This is a genomic window from Streptomyces sp. NPDC093109 (assembly GCF_040701725.1).
GTDB lineage: Bacteria > Actinomycetota > Actinomycetes > Streptomycetales > Streptomycetaceae > Streptomyces.
In genome coordinates, this window is sequence record NZ_JBFBEZ010000007.1 from 107,388 (window position 1) to 124,429 (window position 17,042).

8 protein-coding genes are annotated in these 17,042 nt (G+C 75.8%); 5 read left to right on the forward strand and 3 right to left on the reverse strand.

Translation table 11 applies throughout. The features are described 5' to 3' along the window. Window positions 1–5: 5 nt before the first annotated feature. The 3 genes from AB0389_RS09950 to AB0389_RS09960 all read right to left on the reverse strand — a co-directional run bounded on the left by AB0389_RS09950 (window position 6) and on the right by AB0389_RS09960 (window position 3,705). On the reverse strand, window positions 6–1,295 hold the full coding sequence (locus tag AB0389_RS09950) for an FAD-dependent oxidoreductase (protein WP_366394834.1): 1,290 nt from the start codon (window positions 1,293–1,295) through the stop codon (window positions 6–8). 238 nt (window positions 1,296–1,533) lie between these two features. Then, window positions 1,534–2,835 (reverse strand): deoxyguanosinetriphosphate triphosphohydrolase, encoded by a 1,302-nt coding sequence (locus AB0389_RS09955; protein ID WP_366394835.1) that lies wholly within the window; start codon window positions 2,833–2,835, stop codon window positions 1,534–1,536. A gap of 51 nt (window positions 2,836–2,886) precedes the next feature. Beyond that, entirely contained in the window at window positions 2,887–3,705 is an 819-nt protein-coding gene (locus tag AB0389_RS09960; RefSeq protein ID WP_366394836.1) for a sirohydrochlorin chelatase, read from the reverse strand. Between the two features lie 150 nt (window positions 3,706–3,855). Here AB0389_RS09960 and AB0389_RS09965 point away from each other — a divergent pair, with 150 nt between their 5' ends. The 5 genes from AB0389_RS09965 (at window position 3,856) to AB0389_RS09985 (ending at window position 16,975) form a co-directional block, all read left to right on the forward strand. After that, a complete protein-coding gene (locus AB0389_RS09965) occupies window positions 3,856–4,746 on the forward strand; it encodes a DUF4132 domain-containing protein (protein WP_366394837.1) in 891 nt (296 codons plus the stop codon). 2 nt (window positions 4,747–4,748) lie between these two features. Further along, on the forward strand, window positions 4,749–9,809 hold the full coding sequence (locus tag AB0389_RS09970) for a hypothetical protein (protein WP_366394838.1): 5,061 nt from the start codon (window positions 4,749–4,751) through the stop codon (window positions 9,807–9,809). Between the two features lie 179 nt (window positions 9,810–9,988). Next, complete coding sequence (locus AB0389_RS09975; protein ID WP_366394839.1) at window positions 9,989–11,146, forward strand: AAA family ATPase; 1,158 nt, start codon at window positions 9,989–9,991, stop codon at window positions 11,144–11,146. Beyond that, entirely contained in the window at window positions 11,133–15,071 is a 3,939-nt protein-coding gene (locus AB0389_RS09980; protein ID WP_366394840.1) for a DUF5682 family protein, read from the forward strand. Before AB0389_RS09975 ends, AB0389_RS09980 begins: the two co-directional genes overlap by 14 nt. Next, on the forward strand, window positions 15,068–16,975 hold the full coding sequence (locus AB0389_RS09985; RefSeq protein WP_366394841.1) for a hypothetical protein: 1,908 nt from the start codon (window positions 15,068–15,070) through the stop codon (window positions 16,973–16,975). Before AB0389_RS09980 ends, AB0389_RS09985 begins: the two co-directional genes overlap by 4 nt. Window positions 16,976–17,042: the final 67 nt, after the last annotated feature.

The following is a 17,042-nucleotide window of genomic DNA, read 5'->3' on the forward strand; positions in this document are numbered from 1 at the left end:
CGGCCTCAGGTGCCGAGCGCGGCCAGGGGGACAGTGGGGTCGGCCAGGGCGTCGAGATCCTGGGGCGCGCCCGAGCGGATCAGGCGCTGGATGTCCTCGGTGACGTCCCAGACGTTGACGTTCATCCCGGCGAGCACCCTGCGGTCCTTCAGCCAGAAGGCGACGAACTCGCGCTTTCCCGCGTCGCCGCGCACCACCACCTGGTCGTACGAACCGGGCGGGGCCCAGCCCGAGTACTCCAGGCCCAGGTCGTACTGGTCGGAGAAGAAGTACGGAATACGGTCGTACGTGATGTCCTGGCCGAGCATGGCGCGGGCGGCGGCCGGGCCGCCGTTGAGGGCGTTGGCCCAGTGCTCGACGCGTACCAGCCGGTCGCCGGGGCCGCTCCCGCCGGACGCGAGCGCGGCGGTCAGGGGGAAGGCGGCCACGTCGCCGGCGGCGTAGATGTCGGGGTCGGAGGTGCGCAGGGAGGCGTCCACGGCGATACCGCCGCCCGCGGACCGGCCGGCCAGGGTGAGCCCGGCGGCCTCGGCCAGCGCGGTGCGCGGCGCGGCGCCGATCGCGGCGAGGACGTCGTGCGCGGGGTGCTCCTCGCCGTCGTCCGTACGGGCCGCCAGGACCATGCCGTCCTGGCCGGTGATCTCGGTGAGCCGGGCGCCGAAGTGGAACCGTACCCCCCGGTCCTGGTGCAGCTCGGTGAAGAACTGGCCCAGCTCGGGGCCGATGGCCTGGTGGAGCGGGGTCGGCTCGGCCTCGACGACGGTGACCTCGGCGCCGTATCCGCGCGCCGCCGCGGCTACCTCCAGTCCGATCCAGCCCGCACCCGCGATCACCAGATGCCCGTTGTCGCGGCCGAGGGCGGACAGCACCTGGCGCAGCCGGTCCGCGTGGGCGAGGCGGCGCAGGTGGTGGACGCCCGCCAGCTCCGTGCCGGGGATGTCGAGCCGGCGCGGTTCCGCACCGGTGGCCAGCAGCAGCTTGTCGTACCGCAGCGAGGTGCCGTCGCCAAGAAGGATCCGGTGGGTGTCGCGGTCGACGGCGGTGACGGTCTGGCCGAGGTGCAGCTCGACCTGGGCTCCGGCGTACCAGGCGGGCTTCTGTACGAAGACGCTGTCGCGTCCGTCCTTGCCCGCCAGATAGCCCTTGGACAGGGGCGGGCGTTCATAGGGGTGGTCACGCTCGTCACCGATGAGGATCACCCGGCCGGTGAACCCCTCCGCGCGCAGGGTTTCCGCGGCCTTCGCCCCGGCCAGCCCGCCGCCGACGATGACAAATGTCCGGTGTGCGTCGACCACTTGATGCCTCCTCTTCGCGCTGCCGCCATCTGCGAGCCTCCCGCACGGAGGCCGACGGCGAAAGGGGGAGCGCTCCGCGGGGGCTGTCCCACGGCCCGGAAGGCGCCGTGATCCGGCTGCTTGCGTACTGCCTTCGTGCTGCTTCGGTGCTGCTTCGGTGCTGCTTCGGTGCTGCTTCGGTGCTGCTTCTGTATATGCCCGCGTCCGGGGCCATGAGGCAGGTGCGGGCGGGGATGTCTCAGGGTTGCTTGGTGAGCGTGCTGTGCAGGGAGCGGGCCGCCGCGTCCGTGAACGAGGCGATCTGGTCGACGATGACGCGTTTGCGCGCGCGGTCGTCAAGAGCGGCGTCGAACAGCGCGCGGAACTGCGGGTCGAGTCCTTCGGGGGCGCGGGCCGTGAGCGCCTCGGCCAGCTCGGCGAGGACGACGCGCTGGTCGGCGCGGAGCGTCTCCTGCTCGGCGCGCTGCATGACGTAGCGGTCCGCGACGGCCTTGAGGACCGCGCACTCGTGGCGGGCCTCGCGCGGGACGACGAGCTCGGCGGCGTACCGGGTGAGCGGGCCCGTGCCGTACGCCTTTCTGGTCGCGCTCTCCGCCGCTTCGCAGAAGCGGCCGATGAGCTGGCTGGTGGCGTCCTTGAGGCGGGCCTGGGCGGGGGCGGAGCCGTCGTAGCCGTGCGGCCACCACTCCTGTCGCATGAGCCGGTCGAGCGCGTCGGCCAGTTCGTGCGGATCGGTGCCGGCCGGTACGTAACGGCCGATCGCGACCGCCCAGATCTCGCGGCGCTCGTCCTCGGCGGCGAGCGCCGCGGGGTCGACGTGCCCGGCGTGCAGGGCGTCCTCGAAGTCGTGGACGGAGTAGGCGACATCGTCGGACCAGTCCATGACCTGAGCCTCGAAGCAGGTACGGTCCGCCGGCGCGCCCTCGCGCACCCATGCGAAGACGGGCAGGTCGTCCTCGTACACGCCGAATTTCGCCGAGGCGGGGTCGGTGGGGTGGGCGCCGCGCGGCCACGGGTACTTGGTGGCGGCGTCGAGGGCGGCGCGGGTGAGGTTGAGGCCGACGCTGGCGACTCCGCCGGGTACCGGTACGAAGCGTTTCGGTTCGATACGGGTGAGGAGCCGGAGCGACTGGGCGTTGCCCTCGAAGCCGCCGCAGTCGGCGGCGAAGCTGTTGAGCGCCTGTTCCCCGTTGTGGCCGAAGGGCGGGTGGCCCATGTCGTGCGAGAGGCACGCGGCCTCGACGAGATCCGGATCGCAGCCGAGCGCCGCGCCCAGTTCACGGCCCACCTGGGCGCACTCCAGGGAGTGGGTCAGCCGGGTGCGGGGGCTGGCGTCCCACTCCCGGCTCCAGGAGCCGGGAGTCACGACCTGCGTCTTCCCGGCGAGTCTGCGCAGCGCGGCGGAGTGCAGCACCCGCGCGCGGTCGCGCTGGAACGCGGTGCGGCCCGGGCGTTTGTCGGGCTCGGGGGCCCAGCGTTCGGTGGAGATGTCGTCGTACGTGGTGCCTGCCTTGCCTGCCATGCCTGTCTTGCCTGCCATGCACCGACCGTAACCGGTACGGGAGGTAAGTGACGGACGGGCACGTGGCGTTTACGCGGTGGCGAGCCGGCGGCGGGCGCGCGTCGGGGACGGCGTGGTGAGCGCCTCGTCGTAGCGGTGGAGGAGCAGCCGGGCGAGCGCGGGATGCGCGCCGAGCGGGGCGGCGGCGATCCAGGGCGCGGCGGCGGCGGAGCGGCCGGCGAAGTATCCCGGAGCGGTGAAGTACGAGGCCACGGCGGTGCGGTGGTGGCCCCGGGCGGCGAGGGCGCGCAGGGCCTCGGGGACGGTGGGTGAGGCGGCGGAGGCGTACGCGGCGAGGACCGGCACCCCGCCGAGCCGCTCGCTGAGCAGCGCGGCCGTACGCCGGGTGTCGGCGGCGGACTCGGGGTCGCGGGAGCCCGCGGCGGCGAGGACGACGGCGTCGCCGCCGGGGTGGGTACGGGAGTGGGTACGGGGACGGGCGCGGGCGGAGGTGTGCCAGCCGGCTTGGGTGAGCCGGTCGTACAGCGCCTCGACGAGCAGCGGGTGCGGGCCGAGCGCGCCCGCGATCCGGGTCTCCAGCCGGGAGGCGGCGGTCGCGAACGCGGGCAGGTCCCGTTTGATGTGCACACCACGGCCGAGCAGCAGGGGTACGAGGACCGCGCGGCCGGCGCCGAGCGCGGCGAGGGTGTCGGGCAGGGCCGGTTCGTTCAGCTCGATGTGGCCGAGGCGCACGTCCAGGCCGGGGCGGAGTTCGCGGACCCGGTCGAGGAGCGTGGCGACGGTGCGCGGGGTGCGCGGGTCGCGGCTGCCGTGGGCGACCACGACGAGGGCGGGACTGCCGTGGTGCACAGTCCGGCGGGTTCCGTGGTCGTGCGCCGGCTCCGTCATGCGCCGATCGTGCCGGGTGCTGGTTGCCGGGCCGTTGCACGCCGGTGACGGGTCTTTTCCACCAGCTCACAGGCGGTCAGGGGCCATTGTCAGACCCCTCACTTACTGTGATGGAAGTTCGGAACCAGAACGTTGGGGAGGGGTCCTGCCATGGGCTGGATCGAGACATCGGGCGGGTATGCCGTCGCGCTGGACGGCACACGGGTGCTGTGCCGCAACGCGGCGGGGCGCACGCTGAAGCAGGTGCCCGCCAAGCTCAAGGACGACGCGGAGGTCGTCCGGCTGCGTCAGCTGGCCGAGTGGCTGGAGCGGCACGACCGGGAGTGCCGTGAGCAGGTGGACATGTGGCTGGTGCGTTCGCTGCCGGTCCCGGTGGCCCTGCTGGCGCGGGTGTGGCCGGACCCGGCCTGGCGGTCGGTGCTGCGGGATCTGGTCGTGGCGCCGGTGTCCGGGGACGGTTCCGCGGACACGGCGCGGGCGGGGTTCCTGCGGGAAGCCGAGCCGGTGCGGGGGCTGGGAATCGTCGATCTGGACGGTGACTCGCTGTGGTGGGACCCGGTGGAGGTGGGGGCGGTGCTGATACCCCATCCGGTGCTGCTCGAAGACCTCCTGGAGCTGCGGGAGTTCGCGGCCGAGCTGGGGGTCGAGCAGGGGGCGGAGCAGCTGTTCCGCGAGGTGTGGCGGCGGCCGGAGCCGCCGTCGGACGCCGGGGGCGCGGAGTGGCGTGCGTACGCCAACGGGAAGTTCGCGCAGGTGCGGCACGCCACGGCCCGGGCGGTCTCGCTCGGGTACCGGGTGCGCGGCGGCCAGGCGGTGTGCCCGCTGGTGGAGGGCGGCCGGCAGCTGGAGGCGGCGTACTGGGTCGGGGACGACTACCCCGACGCGGAGACGCTGACCGGGGCGCTGGAGTGGCGGGACACGGCGGGGCGGCGGCTGCCGCTCGCCGAAGTGGGGCCGGTCGCCTGGTCGGAGGGCGAGCGGATGGCCGCGCTGGTGTTCGCGGGCCGTGTGGTGGAGAACGACGAGGAGGGGGCGCTGTGAACGTGACAGGACGAGACGTACGGCGAGCTGGCCTGGATCCGTGGGAGCTGCTGGACGCGGGGGCGGTGCTGCCGATCGAACCCGGCGCTGAGGGCGTGGACGCGGGGGCGGGTACGGAGGGCGCGGGCGATGTGCTGACCGCGCGGACGTACGGGCATCCGGCGCTGGACGGGCGTGAGGTGGTGCGGCTGGTGCCCGAGGCGATCGGCGCGGCCGAGGATCTGTCCCTGGAGTATCTGGGGTTCGGCCCGGCCGGGACGGCCGGCGTCGGCCGGGTCAAGCGGCAGTCGCTGGGATTCCCGGCCTGGGCGCTCGTGCACGACCCGGCGCACGGGCACCACGCGCTGGCCGTGGTCAAGGAGATGGAGCGGCTCGCCCGGCTCGTCGCCACCAAGCCGGGGCTGGCGAAGGAGGGGTTCGACGAGATCGGTGAGCGGCTCGACCGTTCCGTACCGCACTTCCTGCCCACCTTCTACGAGCAGGTGGCGCGGCTCTTCCTGGCGGCGGACTCCCGGCAGCAGGCGTCGGTGTTCTTCGGGAAGGCGCGGGCGGCGGAGCAGCGCCACGCGCTGGAGGTGGACGAGGACCGGCTGCGGGAGGTCTTCCTGGAGTTCGCCGGAGCGGGCGCGCTGAGCGGCAAGGCGCTGCGCGAGCACGCGAAGGGGCTGGCGGTCCGGCTGTCGGCGGCGGAGGCGTACGAGCAGTTCAAGGCGGTGTCCCTGGAGCGGTGCGCGGCCGGACTCGCGCCGTACGCCGGGATGCTGGAGGATCTGCGGCGCCTCGCGAAGGGCGCGGGGCTGGACGCGGGCGCGGAGGAGCGGGCGCTGCTCGCGGAGATCATCCACACCGGCCCGATGAATCGCGCGGCGGGAAGCTTCTGGAAGGGGGCGCTCCCGGCGCTGACGGTCCTCGCGGCCGAGGACCGGGCGGTGCGGGAGCGGCTGCTCGGGCTGCTGCCCGCCACCGGGGGTGACAGCCCGGAGGAGTTCGACGCGTCCTGGCTGGATCTGCTGGCGCGGTGCGGGGCGTTCGAGCTGCTGATGGACGGGACTGTGCCGGCGGCGGGGTGGCTGTCGGGCTGGGCCGGACACCGGCAGCGTGGCTGGCGGGACGGCAAGCGGATGCCGGCCGAACTGGCCGTCGTGGAGAAGCTGGTGGACCGGCTGGTGGCCGACGGCACACCGGTGCGGCTGCTGACCGGCAGGGGCTGGCGGCTGAAGGTGGATCTCGATCTGCTGGACGCCTGTCTGGCCTGGGGGGTGCCGGTCGCCGGGCCGGCTCCGGAGGACCGGCATCTGGACCTGACCGCCTGGCTGTCGGACACCCGGGAGGGGGCCCGGGATCTGGCCGCGCTGGCCGCCGATCCCCGGTTCGCGCGGGTGCTGCGCGCGGGCGTCGAGCAGGCGGCCGGCGTGGGTGACGCCACGGCCCATCTCACCGCGATCGTCGGTACGCCGGCGCTGCGCGGTGTGCTCGCGGACTGGCTCGGCGAGCGGGCCGACGATCTGGCGCGGCCCCTGGGGCTGCCCGGCCTGGACGCGCTGCTGACGCGGCTGTCGCTGTTCTCGGCGCCGTCCGTGCTGGCGACGGCGCCGGAGCCGGTCGCGCGGATCGCGGCGGTCTCGCCCGCTCCCGCGCTGGCGAGGACGTTGCGCGCGGGCATCCTCGACGAGCTGGGCTGGCCCGCGATGGAGCAGGCGCTGCCGGGCCTCGGCGAGGTCGGCACGCCGGCCCGGGGGCGGCGCGGCGGCCGTAGCGAGTGGTACCAGGTCGCGGACGCCTGGCCCGCGCTGCTGCTGCGGGTCGGTACCCGGGTCGCGGCCGTGGGGCCTGAGTCCGTCCTCGACGAGCGGGTCCTCACCCTGCCGGCGAAGCAGTCCCACAGCTGGGACACGCCGGTGTTCGCTCTGGTCGACGGCCAGTGGCTGGTCTCGAACGGGTTCGGCGACGAACGGCGGGCCGTGTGGTCGGGGCGTCCCGCCGACGCGTTCGTGCCGTCGGGGACGCTGCCGGGCAACAGCGGTTCGACGCCACGGCCGTCCCTCGCCCTGCCGGGCGGCGGCCGGTGCTACGGCGGCAGGCCGGTGCACGCGGGCGACACGTCGTTCGCGGCCGAGCGGCGTCCTGTCGCCTCGGACGGCGTCTCGTTCTGGGTGCTGCACGAGAACGAGTGGTGGGAGTACGACCCGCGGACGGCCCGCAGGGGCCGGGTGTCCGTGCCCGCCTTCTTCGAAGCGGCCCTCGGCTCCGGTGTGACCGGAGAGGGCGTCCAGCTGGTGCCACAGGCGTGCCGGCTGCTGCCCGTACAGCCCGGTCTGGAGGGTTCGCCGTTCGGCTCGGCGAACGGGCTGCTGGGCTGGTGGGTGGTGTACGACCCGAAGGAGCGTACGTTCACGGCGTGTTCGGTGGACGGCAGCCGCAGCCCGGCCGTGCCGTTGCCGGACGGTTCCCGGGCGGAGAGCTTCACCCAGGGGCTGCCCGTGCCTCCGCTGCGGCTGCCGGGCGGGGTGGCTCTGTATCCGCGGGAGTCGCGCGGCCACCACGGGACGGTCTCGCTCCACGACGCCGACGGCGTCCTCCTGGCGTCCGTCGGGAGCGTCGGCCAGGAGAACGTGTACGCGGCGGGCACCCCCTTCGTACCGCCGCTGGACCACTGGCACGCGCTGCGTGCGCGGGACGAGCAGGGGTCGGCGGCGCTGCGCGCGGTGACCGACGCGGACGCGGCGGCGCTGCTGGCCGCGGTCGCCGGGGGGACGAAGGCGACGGACGCGGTGCGCCGGCTGCTGCCGGGGATCAGCCACCCCGGGCTGGTGGCGGGCGTGGCGGGGCTGCTGGACGAGGCGGCCAGGCACAGCGCGCGGCTCACGGTCCTCGCCGAACGGGCCGGGGCCGGCGGGCAGGACGGAGCGGAGGAGGAGCCGGTCCGGCACGCCTACGACGAGGTGCTGGAAACGGCCTTCCGCGGCTTCGCGACGTCGACGTACCGCCACTTCTACCGGTATGCGACGAGCACGGAGGCGACCGTCCTCGAACAGGTCCGGCGGCTGCCGGAGGTGCTGGCGCCGGACGCGGCCCCCGGGTGCCGGGCCCTGCGGGAAGGCAACCAGGGGTGGGTGACGCTCTGCGGCGCCGGGTTGACGGCGCTCGCCCTGCGCGCCGCCTCGCCGGTGACCACGGACGAACACCGGGCGGCGCTGCTGGAGTTCCTCGGTGCGGCGCTGGCCGTGGAGGTGGCCGGGGAGGCACTGCTGATCGATCCGCGCGGCCGGCTGCGCGCGGTGGAGCTGCGGATCCCCGGCAGCGCCCCGACGCAGCTCACGGGCACGGTGCGGCACGCGGGAGCGCGGCGGCTGCTGGTCCTGGGCCGGCTGCGGTTCGACGACCAGGACGCGCTCTGGCACTGCGTCGAGTACGACCCCACCGGGGTCTTCGGCCGCTGGGACGGCGGCGACGCCAATGGCGGCAACGGCGCGAGCGGTTGGGACGGCTGTGTGGTCGTCGAGTCCGAGGTGCTGGGCGCGGCGGACGATCCGGTGCGGGCCCCCGCGGTGCGCCGGCTGCTCGAGCTGGTGGGCGAGCGCGGCCCGCTGCCGTACCGCCCGGAGCAGGGCACTGACTTCGCGGAGCGCGTCGGGATCACCCCGCTGACGGGGGTCCTGGTCCAGCTCGGCTGCCCGACTCTGGAGAGCTACCAGGGGCAGGCCGATGTGCCCGCCTCGTATCTGGCGCCGCTGGGCGCCAAGAGCGCCGATCTCCGGATCGCGACGGACACGCTGCGCGGGCTGAGCGTGGCGCAGCGGCGGCTGTTCACCGGGCTTCTGCTGCCCGGGGAGCCGGAGCGGGTGGCGGAGCTGTGGACCACCGGATTCGTGGTGGAGCCGCTGGCGGACGGCTGGATCGCGGCCCTGGGCAGGCGGCGGGTCATCCCGCCCGCGCTGGTCAAGGGCGTGGTGACCGAGGCCGGTGACGCCACGGCGGTGAGCCGGGCGCTCAACCCCGAGCGGTGGCCGGCGCTGACCGGCCGTACGGAGCAGCGGAGGGTCGACGGGGAGCTGGAGCCGGTGGATCCGGACCTGTTGCTGACCGGCAGGTCGCTGACGTCCGCGGTCGACGCGCTGCGCTGGCTCGCGTACCGGCTGCCGTACGGCGATCCGCTGCGGGCGGTGCTGCCGGTGACCGCGCGCATGCTGCGGGAGCGGCTCGCCGACCCCGGTCTGCTGATGAATGTGGACGCCAGCCAGGACAACGCCTATGACCCGGTGTCGCCAAGGCTGCGCGAGGCGTACGGCCTGGGGCCGAAGCGCGACTCCGGCGAGAAGGAGCTGTTCGAGCTGTCGGCGGCGCTGGTGCTGACGCCGGCGCCGTACGCCCGGGAGTGGGACACGGTGTGGCTGCGGCCCTCGGCCGTACTGCCTCGGGTCCCGGGCGAGGGCGGGGACGGCGCCGGGGTCAGGGGCGGGGACGGGCCCGACCATCCCGATCTGAAGCTGCTGGCGGCGACCGCCGGGCAGGCGCCCGCGCTGGTGGCGCTGCGGACGCTGCTGAGCGCGGAGTTCATGGAGCTGATCACGGCGGACGGTCCGCCGGGCGCGCAGCAGGACCCGATGCGGGTGGCGCCGGAGCTGGTGGCGCGGGTGGGCGAGCGGTTCGGGCTCGTGGAGGACGCGGCGGCGCTGTATCTGATGCTGCTCGCGCTGCCGGATCCGACCGACCGTCACCAGGCGGAGTGGACGGGCTGGAAGCCGGCCCGGCTGAAGAAGGCGCGGGCGGCGCTGGCCGCCACCGATCTGGTGCTGGAGGCCAAGCGGGCGCGGGCGGGCAGGTCGCTGTTCCTGCCGGGTGGCTGGCAGGAGGAGTCGGCGCCCCGGCTGCCCTCGGAGACCTGGAAGGCGGCGCTGCTGCCGTGGGACCTGCCGGGGTTCGTGGTGGCCGACCGGCCCGTGGAGAAGCTGTTCGAGGCCGCGTGGCGGCGGGTCGAGGAAGGGGACGTTCCGGAGTTCGAGGAGTTCCGTGGCCGGGCCGGCCGGGGCGCTGGAAGCGGTAGCAGGGGCGGCAGGCGATGACCGGCACAGAGGCGGGCGGAATGACGGCGGCGGGCGAGGGGCGGCGGGCAATGGGCATGGCGGGTGCGGCGGTTGATACTCCGGGTGGGGCTCCGGGCGCGGCGGATGACGCTCCGGGTGGGGCGAATGCTCCGGGTGGGACGGCGAAGGGGCGCGGCGGGGGTCGGTCCGGGCGGCAGGTGGAGCTGCCGGAGGACCGGTTCGCGGCCGAGCTGGCGTTCCTCGCGGCGTACGACACCGGGCCCCGGCCGCCGAGCTGGCGGCTGACACCGCGCGCGGTGGTGCTGTTCGTCTGCGGCTCGGACGGCGAGCCGCTGCGCGCGCCCGGGGGTGAACGGCTGGTCGTGTCACGGAAGTTCGTGGGCGACCGGGCGCTGGTGGAGCGGTGTGTGGTGACGCTCGCGGGAGAGCGCGGGCTGCTCCTCGTCGGGGAGCCGGGCACCGCGAAGTCGATGCTCTCCGAGCTGCTGTCGGCCGCGGTGTGCGGCTCCAGCACCCTCACGGTGCAGGGCACGGCGGGCACGACGGAGGACCAGCTGCGGTACGGCTGGAACTACGCGATGCTCCTCGCCAAGGGCCCGAGCCGGGAGGCGCTGGTGCCCTCCCCCGTCCTCACGGCCATGACGCGCGGCGCGGTCGCCCGGATCGAGGAGGTCACGCGCTGTCTGCCCGAGGTGCAGGACTCGCTGGTCTCGCTGCTGTCGGAGCGCCGGATGTCCGTACCGGAGCTGGCGGGCCTGGAGTCCGGGGCAGGATCCGGGGCCGGACAGGACGGGGAGGAAGGGGCCGACGGCGGCGGTACGGTGCACGCCGTGCCCGGCTTCACCCTGATCGCCACGGCCAACCTCCGCGACCGGGGCGTCTCCGAGATGTCCGCGGCCCTGAAGCGGCGGTTCAACTTCGAGACGGTCGGCCCGATCGACGATCTCGACGCGGAGACGGCGCTGGTGCGCGGGCAGGCGACGGCGGCGCTGGTGCGCGGCGGCGCCGAGTTCGCCGTCGACGACACGGTGCTCGAAGCGCTGGTCACGGCGTTCCGGGACCTGCGGACCGGCCGGAGCGCGGAGGGCTGGGAGATCGAGCGTCCGTCGACGGTCATGTCGACGGCGGAGGCGGTCCAGGTGGCCACGTCGATGGGGCTCGGCGCCGCGTATCTCTCCGACGGGCGGGATGTCGTCCGTACGCTGCCGGGCCATCTGCTCGGCACGGTGCGCAAGGACGACCCCGCCGACCACGCCCGGCTGCTGGGTTACTGGGACGGCCCGGTCCGGCGCCGGGCCGAGGCGGGTGCCCCGCTGTGGCGGACGCTGTGGGAGCTGCGCGATGAACTGGGCTGATCGCGGTACGGACGAGCGCGGTACGACGGATCCGGGCGCCGGCGCGGGTCTGTTGGGGACGGGGCCGTTGAAGACGGGTCCGTTGGAGGCCGGTCCGTTGGAGGCGGGTCCGCCGGGGGCGGTGGCCGCGCTCGCCGGGTGCCGGGCGCCGTATCTGATCGGCGTACGGCACCACTCGCCGGCGCTGGCCGCGGCCGTTCCGGCGATGCTGGCGGAGGCGTCGCCGGAGGTGCTCTTCGTGGAGCTGCCGGAGGAGTTCGCGCCGTGGCTGCCGTATCTCGCCGATCCGGCGACGGTGGAGCCGGTCGCGCTGGCGGGCGCCCGGGGCGGGGCGGCGGGCGAGTGGCTGGTGTTCCTGCCCTTCGCGGAGTTCTCGCCGGAGCTGGCGGCGATCCGCTGGGCGCGGGAGGCGGGGGTGGAGGTCGTCCCGTTCGATCTGCCGCTGGCCGCACGGGGGAAGGAGCGGGAGGGAGACGTCACCCCCGCCGAGGGCGTCGGCGCGGATTCAGTGCCGGCCGGCGCGCTCTTGGCGGCGCTGCGGGCACGGGCCGGCGGGCGGCCCGGGGACGACCTGTGGGACCGGCTGGTCGAGGCCGCCGCCCCCGGGTCCACCCCGGAGTCGCTGCGGCGGGCCGCGCTGCTGGTCGGCTGGGCGCTGCGGGCGGACGCGGGCGCGGTCGATCCGTACGACCTGCGCCGCGAGGCGAACATGCGGCGCGTACTGGCCCGTCACGCGGGCCGCCGCACGGCCGCCCTGATCGGCGCCTTCCACGCGCCGGCGCTGCTGCCGGGCATCGCGGATCCCCGTGCCGGGGGCGCGGCGGGAACGGGAGCGGGACGGACGGCGGCTGAGTCCGCGACCGGACCGGCGGGCGGAACCGAGGTCGCGGGCCGACGCGCGAGCGCGGGCGCGGGCGCGGCGGTGGTCGGCCGGGAGGCCGGACCCGAGGCCCTACCGGCGCGCGGAACCAGCGGCCCGGGCGGCCCGGGCGGGCACCCGGCGCCTCCGGTCGGAGCCGCGGTGGCGGGCCGGGAGGTGGTGACGTCGCTGGTCCCCTACGCGTACGCGTTGCTGGACGAACGGTCCGGGTATCCGGCCGGGATCAGGGATCCCGAGTGGCAGCGCGGGGTGTTCCGTGCCGGGGGCAATCCCGCGCTCCTCGACGATCTGCTGACGGCGACGGCGGTCCGGATCTGCGCGGCCGTACGGGACGCCGGGCATCCGAGCGGGCCGGTCGACGCCCGTGAGGTGGTACGGGTCGCCCGGGACCTGGCGGCGCTGCGCGGGCTGCCCGCCGCCGGGCGCGGCGAGCTGGCGGAGGCGGCGCAGACGGTGCTGACCCAGGGCCAGTTGCTGGGCCGGGGCCGTGTCGTGGCCGCCGCCATGGAGAAGGTGCTGGTCGGCTCGCGGCGGGGGGCGCTCGCGCCCGGGACACCGCGTTCGGGGCTGGGCCCGGCCGTCGAGGCGCTGCTCGGCGAGCTGTCGCTGCCGGGACCGGCCGCGCCCGGCCGCCGGGAGCTGCGTCTCGACGCGCACCGCGGCGAGCTGGACCGGCGCCGCGAGCTGTGTCTGCGGCGGCTGGCGGCCTGCCGCGTCCCGTACGGGGAGGAGTCAGGGGTGGCGGGCGTGGGCGACGCGGCCCCGCTGACCACCCGCTGGGCCGTGGCCTGGTCGCCGTCGACGGCGGCGATGCTCGATGTGGCGGGGGTGCACGGGGTGACGCTCGATCAGGCCGCCGCGGGCGCGCTCCGTCTGCGGTGGGCGGCGGAGCGCCGGAGCGGTGGGCCGACGAGCGCCGAGACACTCGACGGGCTGGCGGACGCGGCGCGCTGCGGGCTGCCCGTACTCGCCGCGGAACGGCTGGCGGAGACCGCCGCGCTGCTCCCGGCGTCCGGCACCCTGCCCGAACTGCTCGCCGGGCTCGCCCTGCTGGACCGCGTCAGGTCGGGCCATCTGCCGGGGCTGCCCCCGGGCTGGGAGAGGGCCGCGCTCGACGCGGCCTACGAGGAACTCGCCACGGCGGGCGTCCGCGCGCTGGACGGCCTGGCGGGTTCGACCGATCCGGACGACGCGCGGGCGCTGGTGTCGCTGGCCGACCGGGCGGCGGCACTCGGCGGCGGGCTGCGGCTCGACGCGGCGCTCAAGCGGCTCGACGAGGAGGGGACCGCGCTGGTCCGGGGTGCGGCGGGGGCGGCCCGGGTGCTGCTGGGGCGGCGGGACGCGGCGGAGTTCGGTACGCGGCTGGCGTCCCGGGTGGACGGCGCGACGGACCCGGCGCGCCGCACCGAGCTGGCCGGGTTCCTCAGCGGGGCGCTGCTGGCCGCGGGCCCGCTGCTGGAGACGGGGCCCGCGCTGGATCCCCTGCTGGAACGGATCGAGGCGCTGCCCGACCGCGCCTTCCTCGACCGGCTCCCCGGCCTGCGCGCGGGCTTCGACACCCTCTCCCCCGCGGCCAGGGCCCGGCTGCTGGCCATGGTCGAGGACCGTACGGGGCACGCGGCGGGCGTCCTCCCCGCCGCCCTGGCCGCCCCGGCGGACCTGGCACTGCTGGCGGCGGCCGACCTGGCGGGGCGCGAGGCGCTGGCGGCACGGGGGTACGCGCCCCCGCACGAGGCGGGCGGGGGGCCGGAGGACCGGGGGCGGGAGGACCGGGGGCGGGAGGACCGGGGGCGGGAGGACCGGAGGCGGGAGGACCGGAGGCGGGCGCTGCCAACACACCTGGGTGGCAAGGGCGTTGGTGGGCCGCCCGCAAGCGGGCCTTCCGAAAGCCGTCCGCCGACGCCGCTCCCGTCGCCGTCGCGGGCGCTCGCGTCCTGGGAGCGGTGGCGGTTGCTGCTCGGCCAGAACCGGGAGCTGACCGGAGGCGCCGCCCGGATCGCCGGTGCGCTCGACGAGCTGTACGGGTACGGGCGCGGCGAGGGCGCCAGGGGCGAGGAGTCGGCGGCGGGCGGCTCCCGGGGCGGGACCGGTCCGTCGTATCCCGATGTGCGGTCCTGGTCGGAGGAGTTGTCCGCGCTGTTCGGTCCCGGCGTACGCGAGGAGGTGTTCGCGGCGGCGGCCGACGCGGGCCGGCTCGACGCCGCTCTGGAGCTGGACCCCGCGGCGGCCCGGCCGTCGGTGGAGCTGCTGCGTACGGTCCTGTCGTACGCGGGCGGACTGCCCGAACGGCAGCTGGCCCGGCTGCGACCGCTGGTGGCGCGGCTGGTGGCCGAGTTGACGGCGGCGCTCGCCAACCGGCTGCGGCCCGCGCTCACCGGTCTCGCCCACCCCCGCCCGACGCGCCGCCCCGGTGGCCCGCTGGATCTCTCCCGCACGCTGCGGGCGAATCTGGCGACCGCGCGCCGGGATCCGGTGACGGGCGTCGTGTCGGTGCTGCCCGAGCGGCCGGTGTTCCGTACCCGGGCCCGCAGATCGGCCGACTGGCGGCTGGTGCTGGTCACAGACGTCTCGGGTTCGATGGAGGCGTCCACGGTCTGGGCGGCGCTCACGGCGGCCGTGCTGGCGGGCGTACCGGCGGTGAGTACGCACTTCGTGGCGTTCTCGACCGAGGTCCTCGACCTCACCGACCATGTCGAGGACCCGTTGAGCCTGCTGCTCGAAGTCCGGGTGGGCGGCGGTACGAACATCGCGCGGGGGCTGCGGCACGCGCGCGGTCTGGTGACCGTACCGTCGCGCACGCTGATCGTGCTGATCAGCGACTTCGAGGAGGGCGGCCCGGTCGCGCCGCTGCTCGCGGAGGTGCGCGCGCTGGTCGACGCGGGCTGCCATGTGCTGGGCTGCGCCTCGCTGGACGACGAGGGCCGGCCCCGGTATTCGACGGGTGTGGCGGGGCAATTGGTGGGGGCCGGGATGCCGGTGGCGGCGCTGAGCCCCTTGGAGCTGGCCCGCTGGGTCGGGGAACGCGTGGGAGGTGCGGGGCGATGACGACGACGGCCGCGTCAGCGGATGCGAGTACAGGTGCGGGTACGCGGGGTGCCGGGGTGCTGCCGCCGGTGGCCCCCGAGGTGGCGGCCGGCGCCCTCGAACTGCTGCCCACACGGCTGCGCAAGCGCGTGGACGGCGCGGCGGCGAAGGCGGCGGGACGGCCGGTGGAGCCGTGTCCCGGCGGCGTCCTGGTTCGGGTCACCGAGGAGACCACCGTTACGCTGCGCCTCACGGCCGGGGTCGTCGCCGCCGAGGCCGACGCGGTGTGCGACTGCCTGCTCGCCCCGGCCTGCCTGCACCGCGCGGCGGTCCTGTCGCTCGCGCCCCTGGCGGAGGAGCCGGCCGGGGAGCCGCAGGCGGCAGAGGTATCGGTCACCGAGGAGCCGGGCGCCCATGCCTCTGCCGGTGCTCCTGCCGGTGCTGGTGCGGACCTGGACCCCCGGGCGGCGGTGGCGCTTCGCGGGCTGCGGGAAGCCGTAACGGCCGTACTGGTGGCGGGAGTGACGGGGACCGGGGCGGTGCAGCGGGCCGAGCTGCTGCACGCCGCCCACTCCGCGCGGCTCGCCGGGCTGCACCGGCCCGCCGCCACCGCCGTGCGGATCGCGCGGCAGCTGGACGAGGCGCGGACCGGTGATCCGGCGTTCCGGCTGGCGACGCTCTCGGGGGAGCTGGCCGAGCTGCTGGATCTGGTGCGGCGCCCCGCCGAGGCGCTCGCGCCCGCGCGGCGCGGCTACCGGCTGTCGGGGCCGCTGCGGCTGTACGGGCTGTTCACCGAACCGGTGGCGACCGCCTCCGGGTACGCGGGCGCCACCACGTACGCCCTCGCGCCCGACGGCACGCTCCGTACGGTCTCGGACATCGCTCCCGGCGGTCCTGACCGGGCGCTTCAGGCGTCGGGGACGCCGGTGCCGGGTGGCTGCGCGCTGGCGCTGCGGGAGTTGGGGGACGGTGCCGGGGCCATCCTCACTTCGCCGGCGGTCTCGGCGGACGGCCGGATCGGCGGGGGCGGGCAGCTGCGTTCCGTACGGGCCGCCGGTGCGGGCTGGCAGGATCCGCCGCTCGCGGACCGCTGGGAGCGGCCACCGGCCGAGCAGCTCGCGGCGGCGCTCGGCTGGGCGGGCGAGCCTGCCGACAGCCGCGCGGTGGGCGGCGATCTGCTGTTCCTTGACGGGACGGTCACTGCGACCGGGTTCGCGGTGACCGGCGGCCCCACACTGCGGCTGTCCGCGCCGGACGAGCGGCCCGAGCTGCCGTACGCGGAGAACGTGGCGCTGCTCATGGCCCGGCCCGGGCTCGCGCTGCGGCTGATCGCCCGGGTCCTCCCGGACCGGCCCGACCGCGTCCACGCGCTCGCCGCGCGGTGGACGGGACATGACGGCGAACCGGTACGGGCGGATCTGGGCCTGCGCCGGCTCAACCGCTCGCACATTCCGCCGGTCGTGCCGCCGATCGTGCCGCCGGTTCGGGAGGCAGAGGAGGCAGAGGAAGCAGAGGAGGCAGAGGAGGCAGAGGAAGCCGGTGCGGCAGGGGAAGCCGGTGCGGCTGGTGCGACCAGTGCGGCCGGACCCACCTCGCCGCCCGCGCTCCCCGTCGAGCTGGATCTGCTGCGCAGGACCGTGGAGCGCGCGGTCGCGGGCGGCCGGGCGGTGACGGCCGCGTCGGCCGACGGTGAACTCCCGCGCCGGCTGCGGGCCGTGGGCCTGACCACTGGCGCCCGGCTCGTCGAGGCGCTGATGGAGGCGGCGGCCGACCGCCGCCACGATGCCCTGGGCCGGCTACTGCCCGCCGACCCCGAGGGCTTCGCCCTGGCCTGGCTGGCGGCGGCCGTCTACGCCGGAGCGGCGGCCGAATCGCTGCTGCTGGCGGCCTGGAAACCGGCCGCCATATCCAGCGTGGTGAACTGATCAGCGGTTTTCGTCGTCTATACACGTCGAACGCCTCGAACACATCGCAGCACGTCGCAGCACCGGA

Coding starts and splice junctions, on each gene's coding strand:
- AB0389_RS09955 (WP_366394835.1), bottom strand. CDS start 2,835: ATGGCAGGCAAGACAGGCATGGCAGGCAAGGCAGGCACCACGTACGAC.
- AB0389_RS09960 (WP_366394836.1), bottom strand. CDS start 3,705: ATGACGGAGCCGGCGCACGACCACGGAACCCGCCGGACTGTGCACCAC.
- AB0389_RS09965 (WP_366394837.1), top strand. CDS start 3,856: ATGGGCTGGATCGAGACATCGGGCGGGTATGCCGTCGCGCTGGACGGC.
- AB0389_RS09980 (WP_366394840.1), top strand. CDS start 11,133: ATGAACTGGGCTGATCGCGGTACGGACGAGCGCGGTACGACGGATCCG.
- AB0389_RS09985 (WP_366394841.1), top strand. CDS start 15,068: ATGACGACGACGGCCGCGTCAGCGGATGCGAGTACAGGTGCGGGTACG.